Genomic DNA, 15,863 nt, shown 5'->3' with positions numbered 1-15,863 from the left:
CGGGGTGGTGCGGGGCGCGGCTCAGCGACCGTGCCCCGGTGGATCAGGCGAGGTCCAGGCGCGCGCGGAGCTTGTCGACCTGGGTCTTGAGCTCGGCCGGGACGGCATCGCCGAGCTCCGCGTACCAGGCTTCGATCGACTCGAGCTCGGTGTCCCACTCCTCGGGCTTGATCGCGAGGGCCTTCTGCACCTGCTCGGGCGTGATGTCGAGCCCGTCGATGTCGAGGGCACCCTCGGCCGGCGCGTAGCCGAGCGGGGTCTCGACGGCCTCGGCGGTGCCGGAGACGCGCTCGAAGATCCACTTGAGGACGCGTGAGTTCTCGGAGAAACCGGGCCACAGGAACGAGTTGTCCTCGTCCCGGCGGAACCAGTTGACGTAGAAGATCTCCGGCAGCTGCGCGCCCTCGGTGGCGCCGATGTTGAGCCAGTGCTGGAAGTAGTCGCCGACGTTGTAGCCGATGAACGGGCGCATCGCCATCGGGTCGCGGCGGACGACGCCGACCTTGCCGGTCGCCGCAGCGGTGGTCTCCGAGGAGAGCACGGTGCCCATGAACACGCCGTGGTTCCAGTCGGTGGTCTGGGTGATGAGCGGCATCGTCGTCTTGCGGCGGCCGCCGAACAGGATCGCGGAGATCGGCACGCCGTCCGGATTCTCCCACTCGGGCGCGAGCGTCGGAACGTTCTCGATCGGGGTGCAGAAGCGCGAGTTCGGGTGGGCGGCCGGGGTGTCGGACTCGGGGGTCCAGTCGTTGCCGCGCCAGTCGGTGAGGTGGGCGGGTGCCTCGTCGGTCATGCCCTCCCACCACACGTCGCCGTCATCGGTCAGGGCGACGTTGGTGAACACGTTGCCGCCGGCCTCGATGGCGCGCATCGCGGTCGGGTTCGTCGAGTAGCCGGTGCCCGGTGCGACGCCGAACAGGCCGAACTCCGGGTTGACGGCGTAGAGTCGGCCGTCCTCGCCGAAGCGCATCCAGGCGATGTCGTCACCGAGGGTCTCGGCCTTCCAGCCGGGGATCGTCGGCTCGATCATCGCGAGGTTGGTCTTGCCGCAGGCGCTCGGGAACGCGGCGGCGATGAACTTCGACTCGCCCTCCGGGTTGGTGAGCTTGATGATGAGCATGTGCTCGGCGAGCCAGCCCTCGTCGTGGGCGATCGCGGAGGCGATGCGCAGCGCGTAGCACTTCTTGCCGAGCAGGGCGTTGCCGCCGTAGCCGGAGCCGAACGACCAGATGGCGCGGTCCTCCGGGAAGTGGGTGATGTACTTCGTGGTGTTGCACGGCCACGGCACATCATCCTCGCCCTCGGCGAGCGGGGCGCCGACGGAGTGGACGCACTCGACGAAGTCGGCATCGAGCTTCTCGATCGCCTTGAGTGCGGTGGTCCCGCAGCGGGCCATGACGAGCATGGAGAGCACAACGTAGGGGGAGTCGGTGACCTCGATGCCGAACATCGGCTGCTTGGCGTCGACGTGGCCCATGACGAAGGGGATGACGTACATCGTCCGACCCTTCATCGAGCCGGTGAAGAGATCGTTCAGGATCCCCTTCATCTCCTGCGGGTCCATCCAGTTGTTGAGGGGACCGGCGCCGGATTCCCCGTGGGTGCAGATGTACGTCCGGTCCTCGACGCGGGCGACATCGTCCGGGTCGGAGGCGGCGTAGTAAGAGTCCTTCTGCTTGTCGAGCTTGATCAGCGTGCCCGCGGCGACGAGCGCGTTGGCGATCTCCTGGCGCTGTGCGCGGTCGCCGGTCACCCACTCGATGCGGTCGGGCGTCGCGAGTTCGGCGACGGAGCGGACGAAGGACAGGACCTTCTCATTGGACGTCGGTGCAGCCTTGAGCTGGTCTTCGACTGAGCCACGGTCGAGGACGGTCATGGATGTCTCCTGATCTGTCGGGGTCTCCTGCCGCCAGGGGTGTGCGGCGACCGGATCCGGGTGCTGTGCATCCGCAAGTGGATGATCTCCACATTAGGAACGGGCGCAGAATATGACTGACGGGTAGAGGGCTTCCAGCCTGTGGATTGGGTCACAAAGAGATCACGAATGGTGTTTCTCGGTCATGCCGGTGACGGATTTTGCCAATACAGTGGCGGTTTATGTCAGGACGATGCTCGCTGGCCCCGCGCGGGGTGCTCTCCGGTGCCTCGCGGGTGCACTGGCCCGGGGCGTGCTGGGGGCCTGAGGTGGCGGGCAGCTTGAGGTGACCGGGGAGCGGGGTTGCCGGAAACACTCGCGCGGCAGCTCCGGGTGCACCCCAGTGCGGATTCGGCCCTGGAACCGCACTAGATTGGCTGGGGAGCCGGCATGACCGCACTGGAGTGGCGGGGGAACGGGGCGACCGCACTGGAATGGCAGGGGAAAGCGGCGACCGTGCTGGACTGGCAGGGGAACCGGGGGCTTGAGGTGACCGGGGAGCGGGGTTGCCGGAACCTTTACGCGGCAGCTCCAGGTGCACTCCAGTGCGGATTCGGCCCTGGAACCGCACTGGAGTGACCGGGGAGCCGGCGTGACCGCACTGGAGTGGCGGGGGAACGAGTCGAGCAGAGTGCTGATGCCCTGATGCTCTGATGGCCTCGGGCGGCCCGTGGTGCTCCGGGGTGGCCCGCGCCGAGCCGCTCGCAGTGAGAGGTGCCCAGCGATTTTCGGTTCCGCGGGAAGATGTGTATAGTTGTTTCGGTCGTCACGGCACTGCGCCGAGCGACGGGCGCCACTAGCTCAACGGATAGAGCATCTGACTACGGATCAGAAGGTTGGGGGTTCGAATCCCTCGTGGCGCACAGCACGGAACAGGCCCTCACCAGTCGGTGAGGGCCTGTTCTGCTTTCCGCTTCCCGGCCGCGCCGGCCGGTGGACGCTGCCGGCCTGCGCTGCAGGATCGATGCTCATGCTTCAGCGCAGCACACCTGCGTGCACGACCTCCGGCATGCACGCGGTGGCCCCCGGCCTGCGCGCAGCGGCCCGGCGGGATCCGGTGCACCGGATCCCGCCGGGCCGCTCTCATGGACGACCGCCCTCGACCTGCAGCCCGTACGTCGAGGCGCGAGCCGCAGCCTCAGGCCGGCCGCCCGGGGATCAGCCCCTGCGGCGGCGGGAGATCAGCAGGGTGAGGCCGCCGATCGCGAGGAGCGCAGCGCCGATCGCGAGCCCGCCGAGCTCGGAGCCGGTGCGCGGCAGGCTGCCGCCGTCGCGGTCGGAGCCGCGCTCGCCGGAGCCGGCGGTGTCGTCGTCCCGGTCGTCGCCGCCCTGGCCGCTATCGTTTTGACCGCGGTCGCCGCGGTCGCCGCGGCCGTCATCGCCGCCGTCGGTTCCGTCATCACCCCGGCCGTCGTCGGTCGGCCGGTCGCCGGGCTCATCGCTCGGAGCCGGGTCGCCGCCGGGAGTGTCCGAGGGGGTCGGCTCCGCAGACGGGTCATCGCCGCCGGGCCCCTCGGTCGGGTCGTCGCTCGGACCGTCGGTCGGGTCGTCGCTCGGACCGTCGGTCGGGTCCTCGCTCGGCTCCTCACCGGGTGCTTCGTCGTCCTCCACCAGGTCCACGCCCACGATCAGCGGGTCGTGGTCGGATGAGCGGAACGGACCGGTCTCGTACAGGTCGGTGACGTTCGCGTTGTAGCGGCTGTACTCGAGCCCGATCGACTCGACGGAGTTGATGTTCCAGATGTCCGCACCGGTCGCGGCCGCGAACAGCGGCTCGGTGGCCAGCACGTGGTCGAGGCTGCCGGTGAGGCCGCCGAACAAGTACGTCGACTCCTCGGTCATCTCCTTGCCGATGTTCCGGTACCCGGCCTCGTAGAACACCTGCATGGGGTCCTCTTCGGTGTAGGCGTTGAAGTCCCCGAGCAGGAACGTGCGCTCGGTGCCGTGCGCGGCCTCCTGCTCGTCGGCGAAGGTCACGAGCGCTCGCGCCTGTGCGACCCGGTCCGCGTTCGAGGCGCCCTGCCCGTCACCGGAATCCGCGTTGCCGGGCCCCGAGCCGGAGCCCTTCGACTTGAAGTGGTTGGCGATCGTCACGAAGGTCGCGTCGTCGTCCGCCGCGGCCTGCTGCGCGCGGGCACCGGCAGCATCGTCCGTGTCCGGGCCGTCGGTGACCGGTGCGAAGGCCTGCGCGAGCGGGGCGCGCGCATTGTCGAACGCCGTGTCGTCGAGGAGCACGGAATCGCCCACGGGCGCGACCTCGGCGGGCTGGTAGATGAACGCGGTGCGGATCGCGTCCTCGCCGTTCTCCGGCAGCTGCGCCGGCGATTCGGCGTATGCCCACTTCTCCGTGCCCGCGGCATCGTTGAGCCGGGTCACGAGGTCCTGGAGCGCGGCGTCGCGGTCCTTGCCGAAGCGCGCGGAGTTCTCGATCTCCTCGAGCGAGACCACCGAAGCATCGAGCGTGTTGATCGCCGACACGATCTTGGGCCACTGCCGGTCGAAGCTCGCCCGGTCGTAGGCGCCGCGCACATCGCAGTTGTTCGCCGTCGTCGGGTTGCCCTCGCGATCGGCGTAGTACCGGCAGCCCGACTCGTCCTCGCCGAGCGAGACGAAGTAGTTGAGGACGTTGAAGCTCGCGACGGTGACGTCCCCGCCGACCTCCCGGGGGGCGTCCTCGCGGGTGTTCTCCACCGTCACCGGCAGGGTGCTCTCCGCATTCTCACCGGTGAGGTGGGTGAGCGGCTGCATCCGCCAGGCATCGAAGCCGTAGCCGAGCACCACCGGCGAGGTGAACGCCGCCGGTGCGCCGACACGGACCGGGACGTCGCCGCCCAGGTAGGGGACCGGGGTCTCCGTCGCGCCGCGGGTGTAGTCGACCGTCGCGCCGTCGTCGAGCACATAGCCGCGCTCGGCGTTCGCGGCAGCGAGCTCCTGGGCCTCGGGCGTGCCGGGACGGTGGACGTCGGTGGGCTGGCGGAGGGTGTCGGTGCCGTTGACCAGACCGACCTCGCCGTAGCGGTTCGTGCCGTAGTTGTCGGTCACCGTGACGGGACCGGACGGCTGCAGGAGCATGCCCTCGAGAGACTCGCGCGCCTCGTCCCCGTCGGGGAACTCCCCGGCGTAGGGCTTGGGTGCCGCGGCCGCCTCGGCGACCGACCGGAAGCCGCCGGCGGCGACGGTGAGCTGGGTCTGCTCGTAGTACTCGGAGACCCGGCCGGTGAGCTCGACGAAGTCGCCGGTCTGCACCTGGCCGGCAGTGTCTCGGGAGTAGACGAAGATCCCGTGCGAGGCGCCGTCGAGTGCATGCTCGTCCCCGCCGGTGCCCTCGGTCTGGATGTAGTACCCGTTCAGGCCGCCGGTCGGGTAGACGGCGGTGACGACGCCGCGGGTGGTCACCGTCTGCCCGTCGAGCGGGCTCGCCGCACCGGTGCCCTGGATGTCGGCGATCGCGGTGATGTCGGCGGGGTCGGTGGGATCCGGGGTCGGATCCGTGGGGTCCGGTGTCGGCGTGGCGTCGGGGAGCGCGCCCGGGGTGGGGTCGCCGGCGGTCCAGGTGGTGCCGTCCCAGAAGATCGACCTGCCGCGCGGGGCGGTCGCCCCGGTGGGAGTGGCGGTCTCGCCGCGCAGGCCCTCCGGCACCGCGGCACCGGTCCCGGCGGTGACACCGCGGCCGCCGACCACGCCGCCGACCTGATCGAAGTCGACGAGAGTGCCGGCCGGGTCGATGAGGAAGACCGAGGAGCCGTAGCTGCCGTCCGCCGCGGCGCCGGAGTTCACCGAGTTGGTGATCGGCAGCCGCACGACTGCGGTGCCGGAGTCGTCCACCGCGGTGCCTGCGGGCAGGGTGGTCCAGTGACCGGCGGTCTGCGGGGAGCCGCCGCGGCTCACCGAGCCGACGACGAAGCCGCCCAGGTCGGTGCCCGGCGCACCCTTGATCTCGATGAAGTCGGTGTCGTCGCCGCCGGCGTAGGCGATCTCCGAGATCTCTGTCGGAGCGGCGGCGAGGACCGGGGTGAGGCCGGGGAGTGCGGCGAGGGAGAGGGCGGCGGTCGCGGCGAGGACGCTCACCGCTCCCGTCCTGCTCGAGAGTCTGGGAATGCGCATGGAGAACCTTTGTTCGGAAGCGGGAATGCCAGCACTGTACTCAGGCGACACTCAGGAACGGGTGGCTGGCGTCGCAACGGAAGTTGAACATCACACCAATCCGGCCCTGGTGCCGTCGCTGCTCCCGGCGTCGTTGGGATCCCGGCCCTGCCCGGCGGTCGTAGACTGGCGCCAAGGAATCTTGTTTCGAAGAAGGGTGCGGTGGCGCAGTGGTGGTGCAGATGAGTGGTCGGTCCGGTCGGATCAGCAGGTCCGTCGCGGCGGGCGCGGCAGCAGTCCTCGTCGTCACCCTGGGCGCGTGCTCGACCGACTCGGAGAAGTCCGTGCAGTTCGTCGACACCCCGCCCGCCACCGCAGTGCTGCCGGGCGACGACGCCGCGCAGACTGCCGTCGAGCTCAGCTCCCTCCTCTTCGAATCCGCCGACGTCGCCGTCGTCGCGCCCGCAGATGCCGCCGAAGCCGCCGCCCCGGTGGCATCGGAGGCCCGGCTGCCGCTCCTGCTGGGTACCGAGCAGGCCGTCGCCGACGAGCTCGAGCGCCTCGGCGCCGATACCCTCGTCACCCCGGCAGGCACCGACCTCTCCGCGCTGGGTGATGGGTTCGAGGTCGTCGAGGTGCAGGCCGACGACACCGGCGCCGTTCCCGAGGTGGCCGTCGACGAGCAGCCGGCCGGCGCCTCGCTCTTCGTCGACCCGGAGGCGGAGTCCCCGGCCGAGGTCGCCGCGCGCGCGAACGTCGAGGCCGCCGGCGGAGCCGTGGCCGAGGTGCCCGGCGGCGACCCGCGCCTCGACGGCGACACCGTGGCCGCGACGAAGGATGCCGCGGGCGATGACCCGGCCGGCGGTCTGCTCGCCCTCGGCGAGACCTTCGGCGAGGCGGACGACTTCACCGCGAAGGCCGCCACCGCGGCGACCGCCCCCGAGCTCCCCGGCGGCGGCCAGCTCGCCTTCCCGGGCCGGCGCATGATCGCCGCCTACGGCTCCCCCGGGGTGGCCTCGCTCGGGATCCTCGGCGAGCAGGACCTCGAGGCGACGATCGAGCGGGTCAAGGGGCTGGCCGAGGACTACGAGCCGCACTCCGACGTCCAGGTGGTGCCGGCGTTCGAGATCATCACGACCGTCGCCTCGGCGGTCCCCGGGCCCGACGGCAACTACTCCACCGAGCTCGACCCGGAGCTCATCCGCGAATGGGTCGACGCCGCCGGCGAGGCGGGCGTCTACGTCGTCCTCGACCTGCAGCCGGGCCACACCGACTTCCTCACCCAGGCCAAGGAATACGAGGACCTGCTCAAGGAGCCCCACGTCGGGCTCGCGCTCGACCCCGAATGGCGGCTCGAGCCCGGGCAGCGCCACATGGAGCAGATCGGCTCGGTGACCGCGGCGGAGGTCAACGAGACCGCGGACTGGCTCGCCGAGCTCACCGCGGAGAACTCGCTGCCGCAGAAGGTGTTCATCCTTCACCAGTTCTCGCTCGGGATGATCTCCGACCGGCAGGACATCGACACCTCGCACCCCGAGCTCGCGATCGTCCTCCACGCCGACGGCAACGGCACCCCGGACCTCAAGATGGGCACGTGGAACGCGCTCCAGGAGGGGCTGCCGGAGGGCATCTTCATGGCGTGGAAGAACTTCTACGACGAGGACACCCCGACCTTCACCCCCGAAGAGACCTACGAGGTCGAACCGCGCCCCTGGTTCGTGTCGTACCAGTGATGCGCGAGCGGTCGATCAGCCGCGGCGCTGCTTGAACTCGACCTCGACGAAGGCGCACTCGGCATCCGTCTCGTTGATGACGTTGTGCTCGCTGCCCACCGACCGGGTGTACGAGGCGCCGGGGACGATCTCATTGGCGAAGGTCTCCTCCGGCGTGACCACCGTCAGCGTGCCGGCGACGGTCGGCACGACCACGTAGTCCATCTCGTGGACGTGCATGCCGGTCTCCGTGCCCGGGGGGAACCGCCACTCGGTGACGCGGGTGAACTCGTTGTCGATCTGGACCGTGGCGATCGCCGGTGCGTACTCACTCATGCGTCCACGCTACTGCGAACGCCCACCCCCGCGGAAGACCGCCGGCGCACCCCGGGGCACGAGCCCGAGTGCACGGCATCCGTGGACACGACTGCGGGGCTTTCGATGAAGGGTGGTGGCGCTGATGCCACCACACTCCACCGGAAGCCCCACACTCCCGAACGGACGCGCGATCAGCGGGCGCGGCGGTCGGGGCAGAGCGACTCCGCGAGCGCGTGGAAGCTGCGGCTCGGGTTGCCGAACCGGTGGAGCGTCATCGACACGGCCTGCTCCTGCACGAAGTAGCGGAGCTCGACGCGGCCGGAGCCGGTCACGGCATCGTCGACGACCGCGACCTCCGGGCGCTGCGCGATCGCGCCGGTGAGTTCGGGCTCGACCGCGCCGATCATCCGCACCCGTGCGCCCACCCCGTCGTCGTAAGCGCCGGATTCCACGCGCGCGGCGAAGTCGGCCGCCGACTCGATCGCGACGCCACCCTCGCCGGTGGAAACCGCACCGGTGGACCCGGCCGTGCCCGAGGCGCCCGCCGGCCCGTCAGACCCTGCCGGCTGCCCGGCACCCCGGGCGGCGTCCTCGACCGCGGCGCGCACCTCAGCGGCGGCGTCGGGGGACACCGACCAGGTGACGGGGGTCTGGGCGAGCTGCGCGGCGTGCGCGGTGCGGGTGACCTCGATGGCCAGTGCGGCGGCGGTGACGCGCACGGTGACGGCGCGCGGCAGGTAGCGGAAGATGTTCGCCTCGGCGGTGAGGCCGGTGGGGTCGGAGGCGCAGCCGAACTCCTGCTCCCACGCCCGCCGATCGCTCGCGCGGGCGGCGTCGAGCCAGGCCTCGTCGCGCACCGAGCCGTCCGACCAGTCCCCGAACAGCATGAGGTAGTTCGGGCCGCCGGCCTTGGATCCCAGGCCCACCGAGGACTTCTTCCAGCCGCCGAACGGCTGACGCTGGACGATCGCGCCGGTGATGCCGCGGTTGACGTAGACGTTTCCGGCCTGCACGGTGTCGAGCCAGGTCGCGACCTCGGCGGCGTCGAGCGAGTGGATGCCGGCGGTGAGGCCGAAGTCGACCTGGTTCTGCAGCTCCATCGCCTCGGCCAGCGTGTCCGCACGCATGAGGCCGAGCACCGGTCCGAAGCACTCGGTGAGGTGGAAGAACGAGCCCGGCTTCACGCCGTCCTTGATGCCCGGCGACCACAGGCGGCCGGAGTCGTCGAGCCGGCGCGGCTCGAGCACCCAGCTCTCCCCGGGCTCCAGGGTGGTGAGCGCGCGGAGCAGCTTGTCCGAGGGCTCCTCGGTGAGCGGGCCCATGGTCGCCCGGAGGTTCGCGGGCACGTCGACGATGAGCGAGGACGCCGCATCGACGAGCTGGCGGCGGTAGCGCTCGGAGTCGTAGGTCGAGCCGACCATGATCGCCAGCGAGGCCGCCGAGCACTTCTGCCCGGCGTGGCCGAACGCGGAGTGGACGAGGTCGGCCATCGCGAGGTCGCGGTCCGCCGCCGGGGTGACGATGAGCGCGTTCTTGCCCGAGGTCTCCGCATTGATGTCGAGCTCCGGGTTGAAGCCCCGGAACAGGGCCGCGGTCTCCGAGGCGCCGGTGAGGATGACCCGGTCGACGCCGGGGTGCGCGACGAGCGCCTTGCCGACCTCGCCCTCGGTCGGGGCGACGAGCTGGAGCACCTCGCGCGGGACGCCGGCCTCCCACAGACACTCGACGAGCAGCGCCGAGCAGTGCGGGGTGGGGCTCGAGGGCTTGTGGATGACCGCGGCGCCGACGGCGAGCGCGGCGACCGTCGACCCGGTGGGGATCGCGACGGGGAAGTTCCACGGCGGGGTGATGAGGACGAGCGCGTCCGGAGTGAACTCGGCGCCCTCCACCGCCTCGAGCTCGAGGGCGCGATCCGCGTAGTAGCGGATGAAGTCGATCGCCTCGGAGATCTCCGGATCGGACTGGTCGAGCGTCTTCCCGGCCTCGGCGGCCATCGTCGCGAGGAACTCCCCGCGACGGGCGGCGAACACGTCCGCGGCGCGGAGCAGGATCTCCCCGCGGGCGCGGGCACCGAGCTCGCGCCAGGCGAGTGCGGCCTCGCGGCCGGAGGCGACGCGGTCGTCGACCTCCTCGACGGAGTCCAGGGATTCCGGGGCGGGGCGGGTGTCGAGCCAGCCCGGTGCGGACGACTGCTCGAGGAGCGCCCGTGCCCAGCGCTGGTTCGCCGGCAGCGAGGGGTCGGTGTCGGGCTCGTTGGCGAACCCGCCGAGCTCCGCGCCCGAGGTGTACGCCGCACCCTGCTCCGCCTCGGCACCGCGGTCCTGGCGGCGGGTGGGCAGGGGAGCGGTCTCGCCCTCGGCCGCGAGGACGGCGGCGAGGTCGTCGACCGAGGCGCGGAAGCGGTCCTCCTCGCGCCGGAACACGGCGTTGCCGTTGCGGAGCTCGAAGATCCCGGACATGAAGTTCTCGTTCGCCGAGTTCTCCTCGAGCCGGCGGACGAGGTAGGAGATCGCGACGTCGAACTCCTGCGGGTGCACCGCCGGGACGTAGAGGAGGAGATCGCCGACGTCGGCGCTCACCGCGGCGGCCTGCTCCGCGGCCATGCCCTGGAGCATCTCGAACTCGACCCGGTCGGTGACCCCGCGGGCGAGCGAGAGCTCGTGGGCGAAGGCGATGTCGAAGAGGTTGTGGCCGGCGACGCCGATCCGCACCCCGGCCATCCGCTCGGGCGTGAACAGCCAGTGGAGGACGCGCTTGTAGTTCGCGTCGGTGGCCTGCTTGGACGGACAGGTGGTGAGCTCCCAGCCGGCGACCTCGGCGTGCACGCGCTCCATCGCGAGGTTGGCGCCCTTGACCAGGCGCACCTTGATCCCGGCCCCGCCGGCGGCCACCCGGGCGCTCGCGTACTCGCTCAGCCGCTGCATCGCGCCGAGCGCGTCGGGCAGGTAGGCCTGGAGCACGATCCCGGCCTCGAGGTGCGCGAGCTCCGGGTCGTCGAGGATGCGCATGAACACGGCGAGCGTGAGCTCGAGGTCCTTGTACTCCTCCATGTCGAGATTGACGAATCTGCTGCCGGCCGGGGAGGCGGCGGCCTCGCGGTAGAGCGGCAGGAGCCGCTCGACGACGTAGTCGACGGTCTCGTCGAACGCCCACATCGACACCTGCGAGGCGACCGAGGAGACCTTGACGGACACGTAGTCGACATCGGACCGCTGGAGCAGGCGGCGGGTCTCGGCGAGGTGCTTGTCCGCCTCCTCCTCGCCGAGCACGGCCTCCCCGAGCAGGTTGATGTTGAGCCGGTGCCCGTCGGCGGTGAGCTCCGCGACGGCCTTCCCGAACTGCTTGTCGCGGGAGTCGATGACCATGTGGCCGACCATCGAGCGCAGCCGCGCACGGGCGGCGGGTACGACGACCTGCGGCAGCACCGGGGCGAGCGCGGCACCGGCCTTGACCTGTGCGCGGTCGAGCGCGGACATGGTGTCCGGGGTCAGGCGGGCGACGTCGACGAGCGCGTCCGCGGCGGCGTGGACGTCATCGGTGCCGACGACCCGGTCGACGAAGCCGACGGTGAAGTCGAGGCCATTGGGATCGGAGAGGACTGCGGCGAGCCGGTCCGCGGCGGCGTCCTTGGCCGCGGGGGTGCCGGCGGAGATCCGCAGCCAGCGGCGCACCCGCGCCACTGCGGAGTCGGTGAGGGGCGCCAGTCCGGCGTCGGTGAGTGCTGGCATGGTCCCTGGGGTGCTGAGCATGATGTCCTCCGTCTCGAATCGTGCTGCTGGTCCGGCCCGGCGGCTGTGCTGGGCTCCGCCCGGACCGGCAGGCGGGCCGTGCGCCGACCGCCCGGCCCGGGTGTCCGCTCGTCGTCGAGCGCGGGCCTTCGTCCGTCCTCCCAGTGTGCGCGGCGGCTGTCCGGACGACCAGGGTCCGGTGTGAGCATCCGCACGTACAATGAGTCAGAAGATATCGTTGGAGCAGGCGGGACAGCACCGGACGGGGGGCGGGGATGGGCGGCAGACGGGTCCCGGTCGAGGTGCGGGCGGAGGCGTGCCGGGAGGTGGCTGCCGGACGCCCGGCCGGGGAGGTCGCGGCGTCGCTCGGCGTGTCCGCCTCGACGGTGCGCCGGTGGACGGCGCGGGCGGCCGCCGGCGAAGGGCTCGGCGACCGGCCGCGCACCGGCTTACCGCGCATCCAGGACACCGCGACCGCGGTGGTGTCCGCGGTCCTCGCGACCGCCGGTGCCCGCGTCGACACCGCCGACTACTCGACCCGTGCGGTCGCCGCCGCCACCGGGCTGAGCCAGAGCGTCGTCGCCCGCGCGATGGCCCAGCTCGCCTCCCCGCCGCTGGCGCCGCGGCTGCGCCTGGTCGCCGTCGCCGCCGCCTACCCGGTGCTCGTGCTCGGGTTCGCCGCACTCCCGGACCCCGGCGAGTCCGGACGCGCTGCCCGGACCCGCTCCGAGCGTGACTTCCGCCGCCGCGGCGCGGGCCTCGTGGCCGCGCTGCGGAGCTCCGGCCTGGGTCGATGGGCGCAGCAGTTCGGGACCGCCGCGCCGCCGGTCGTGCCGCCGGCGGTGCAGTCGGTGTTCGACGCCGAGGCGGTCGACCGGATCATCGCGTACGACCCCCGCGGAATCGTGCCGGCCCGGGCGGGGAGCGTGGTGAGCACCGACCTCGACGGGTTCGTCGCAGAGGTCGGTGCAGTGCTGCGGCAGGTCGACGCGGTGCCGGGGTCCCTCCTCAACGCGCTGGCGGCGACGGTCAACCGCGGGCTCGAGGGCCTCGAGTGGAACGACTTGAGTTCTTCCGGTCTCCTGCACAGTGAATCCACGAGTTCTGATTCAACTGGACCTGATCCGGGTCGCGGGCGGGATCCCGGGTCGTGGGTGCCGGACTCGCACTGGCTGCCGCGAGCGAACCTCTCGCTCACCGAACAGCTCGCGATCGCGCTGCGGCAGGAGATCATCGATTCCGGCTACCGGTCCGGCGACCGGATCCGCCCGCGCACCCTCGCCTCCCGCCTCGGTCTGCCGCAGGCGGCGGTCGAGGCCGCGGTGCGTCGGATGATCGACGAGGAGCTCCTCGACGGCTCGCGCGGCGGCGTGCGGATTCCGGCCGTCACCGCCGATGACGTCATCGATCTCTACGCCGCCCGACTCGTGCTCGGCTCCGTGCTGCTGCGCGGGCTCGCAGCCCGCCCGCGCCGGCACCTCGTGCCCGTCCGGCAGGCGCTGCGGCGGGTCGAGGCCGTTGCGGCGCTGCGGCGCGGCACCGACGTCGACGACGCGGACCTGCGCTTCCAGCAGGAGCTCGCGCGTGCCTCGGGCCTGACGCAGACGGCGCGGACCTTCGAATCCCTCACCCGGCGCCTGCGGATGTACATCTCCGTGCTCCTCCTCGACTACACCCCGGCCACCGACCGCATCCTGTTCGACGACCGCCGGATCCTCCGCGCCCTCGAGGTCGGCGATGCGGCTGCCGCGGTCGACGCCTGGCGCGGCAAGCTCGACAACGCGGTGCGCCACATGGCCGGGATCGCCGCGCACCGCGGCTTCGACGTCACCGTGTGGGCCCGGCTCACCGGCGGCTGAGGCGCGCTCGCGGCGGGGGATGGGACGCCGAAGCGCGGCAGGGGGTGGCCTTGGGCGGCGGTGCTCGGTTCGTGGGCGCAGACGGGTGGGATCTGCGGTGGTGGCCGGGCAGCGGGCGGTGGTGCCCGGGCCGCGGGTGCCGCAGGGCGAGCGGATCGGCGCAGGCGGCGCCGGTTCTGGTAGAACTGGTGGAGTCGACAGCTGACTTCCCACCGATGTGAAGGACCCGCATGACCGAACGCACCCCCGAACGCACCGTTCTCTGGACCCCTCCGCGCGACCGCGTCGAATCGAGCGCGCTCGCCGACTACCAGCGCTGGCTCGACCGCGAGCACGGGGTGACCACCTCCGGGTACCAGGAGCTCCTCGACTGGTCGGTGGAGAACATCGAGGACTTCTGGGAGACCATGTGGACGTACTTCGACGTCGTCGGCGACCGCGGTGACGGACCCGTCCTCACCGGCGACACCATGCCGCGGGTGCGCTGGTTCGAGGGTGCGACCTGCAACTACGCGGAGAACATCCTGCGCCACGCCGACACCCGCCCGGACGCCGAGGCGATCGTCGGCCTGCACGAGGACGAGCGCCGCGATTCGATCACCTGGCGAGAGCTCCGCGGACGCGTGGGAGCGCTCGCGGCCTGGCTCCGGGAGCACGGGGTGGAGCCGGGCGACACCGTGTGCGCGGTGCTCCCGAACATCCCGGAGGCGGTCGAGGCGCTGCTGGCCTGTGCCGCTGTCGGTGCGGTGTGGTCGGTGGTGAGCCCGGACTTCGGGGTCAAGGGCATCGCCGACCGCTTCGCCCAGATCGAGCCGTCCGTGCTGCTCACCGTGGACGGCTACCTGTTCAACGGGCGCGAACAGGACCCCACCGGCACCGTCGGAGACCTGCTCGCAGCCCTCCCCACGGTGCGCGAGCACGTGCTCGTCGACCAGTTCCCGGGGGCCGGGGAGCGCGCCGAGCAGACCGCTGCGGCGCGGGAGTCGACGACCCTCTACTCGCAGATCGTCGCCGTCTCCCAGGAGCCGGTGTTCGAACCCGTCGAGTTCTCCCACCCACTGTGGGTCCTCTACTCCTCGGGCACCACCGGGAAGCCCAAGGGGATCGTCCACGGACACGGCGGCGTCACCCTCGAGGCGCTCAAGGCCAACACCCTCCAGCAGGAGGCGCTCGAGGGCGGCCGGCACTATTCGGCCGTCGCCACGACGTGGGTGGTGTGGAACCTCCTTGTCAACAGCATGCTCGTCGGCGCGACGATCGTCACCTACGACGGCTCGCCCGTCGCCGGGGTCGCCGACAAGCAGTTCGAGATCATCGAGCAGGAGAAGGTGACGAACTTCGGCACCGGGGCGGCGATCCTCACGATGATCGAGAAGTCGGGGGTGTCCCCGGCGGCCCGCTACAACCTGTCCGCTCTCCGCTCGATCCTCTCGACCGGGTCCCCGCTGCCGGATTCCACCTGGGAATGGGTGTACGCGCACGTGAGTCCCGACATCCACTGCGGCTCCGATTCCGGCGGCACCGACATCGCCACGGGCTTCATCGGGTCCAACCCCTACGACCCGATCGTGCGCGGCGAGCTCCAGGGCGCCTACCTCGCGGTCGCCGCGGACTCCTTCGACGAGCAGGGCCGCCCGGTGGTCGACGAGGTCGGGGAGTTCGTGGTGACGAAGCCGATGCCGTCGATGCCGGTGAAGTTCTGGAACGATCCGGACGGCAGCCGCTACGAGTCCGCGTACTTCGACGCCTACCCCGGGGTGTGGCGCCACGGGGACTGGGTGACGAAGCGCCCCGGTGGGCAGTACGTCATCCACGGGCGCTCGGACTCGACGATCAACCGCGGCGGCATCCGCATGGGCTCCGCCGACATCTGCCAGGCCGTCGACGGCGTCGAGGGCGTGCAGTCCTCGATGGTGATCGGCGCGGAGCTGTCCGGCGGCGACTACTACATGCCGCTGTTCGTCGTGCCGAAACCCGGCGTCGAGGTCGACGACGCGCTGCGGGAGAGGATCGTGCAGCGGATCCGGACCGACGTGTCCCCGCGCTACGTGCCCGACGAGATCATCGCCGCGCCGGCCGTGCCGACCACCCGGACGGGCAAGCTCATGGAAGTGCCGATCAAGAAGATCTTCCAGGGCGCCTCCCCGGACACGATCAACCGCGGCACGGCCGCCGACCCAGAAATCTTGGACTGGTATGTGAATTACGCCCAGAGCTTTGCCGCCGGCAGGCAGGACCGATAGCGTCG

The 15,863-nt window shown here is 71.4% G+C and carries 7 protein-coding genes and 1 tRNA gene; 4 read left to right on the top strand and 4 right to left on the bottom strand.

What is annotated here, in order from left to right:
• Positions 1-43 precede the first annotated feature (43 nt).
• A complete protein-coding gene (locus tag FDF13_RS01600) occupies positions 44-1,876 on the bottom strand; it encodes a phosphoenolpyruvate carboxykinase (GTP) (protein ID WP_137318161.1) in 1,833 nt (610 codons plus the stop codon).
• An 829-nt stretch (positions 1,877-2,705) separates the two neighbouring features.
• On the opposite strand from FDF13_RS01600, the gene FDF13_RS01595 reads away from it, so the two are divergent.
• Positions 2,706-2,778, top strand: a tRNA-Arg gene (locus FDF13_RS01595).
• A gap of 295 nt (positions 2,779-3,073) precedes the next feature.
• Here the strand turns inward: FDF13_RS01595 and FDF13_RS01590 are convergent.
• A complete protein-coding gene (locus FDF13_RS01590) occupies positions 3,074-6,019 on the bottom strand; it encodes an ExeM/NucH family extracellular endonuclease (RefSeq protein WP_137318160.1) in 2,946 nt (981 codons plus the stop codon).
• Positions 6,020-6,240: 221 nt separating this feature from the next.
• Between FDF13_RS01590 and FDF13_RS01585 the strand changes: the two genes are divergently transcribed.
• Positions 6,241-7,731 carry a hypothetical protein gene (locus FDF13_RS01585; RefSeq protein WP_137318159.1) on the top strand — a complete coding sequence of 497 codons (1,491 nt, stop codon included), beginning with the start codon at positions 6,241-6,243 and terminating at the stop codon, positions 7,729-7,731.
• Positions 7,732-7,746: 15 nt separating this feature from the next.
• Here the strand turns inward: FDF13_RS01585 and FDF13_RS01580 are convergent, their stop codons facing one another.
• Positions 7,747-8,046: a cupin domain-containing protein gene (locus tag FDF13_RS01580; protein WP_101652542.1), complete on the bottom strand. Its 300-nt coding sequence runs from the start codon at positions 8,044-8,046 to the stop codon at positions 7,747-7,749.
• Between the two features lie 173 nt (positions 8,047-8,219).
• The gene (locus FDF13_RS01575; protein WP_137318158.1) at positions 8,220-11,777 is read right to left on the bottom strand and encodes a bifunctional proline dehydrogenase/L-glutamate gamma-semialdehyde dehydrogenase; all 3,558 of its coding nucleotides are present in this window, start codon (positions 11,775-11,777) and stop codon (positions 8,220-8,222) included.
• 305 nt (positions 11,778-12,082) lie between these two features.
• On the opposite strand from FDF13_RS01575, the gene FDF13_RS01570 reads away from it, so the two are divergent.
• Entirely contained in the window at positions 12,083-13,615 is a 1,533-nt protein-coding gene (locus FDF13_RS01570; RefSeq protein ID WP_254668858.1) for an FCD domain-containing protein, read from the top strand.
• 230 nt (positions 13,616-13,845) lie between these two features.
• On the top strand, positions 13,846-15,858 hold the full coding sequence (locus FDF13_RS01565) for an acetoacetate--CoA ligase (RefSeq protein WP_137318156.1): 2,013 nt from the start codon (positions 13,846-13,848) through the stop codon (positions 15,856-15,858).
• Positions 15,859-15,863: the final 5 nt, after the last annotated feature.

Source organism: Brevibacterium sp. CS2 (assembly GCF_005280295.1).
GTDB classification, from domain to species: Bacteria; Actinomycetota; Actinomycetes; order Actinomycetales; family Brevibacteriaceae; genus Brevibacterium; species Brevibacterium pityocampae.
The sequence above is the reverse complement of the archived record's forward strand: the minus strand, read 5'-3'. Positions and strand labels throughout refer to the sequence as shown.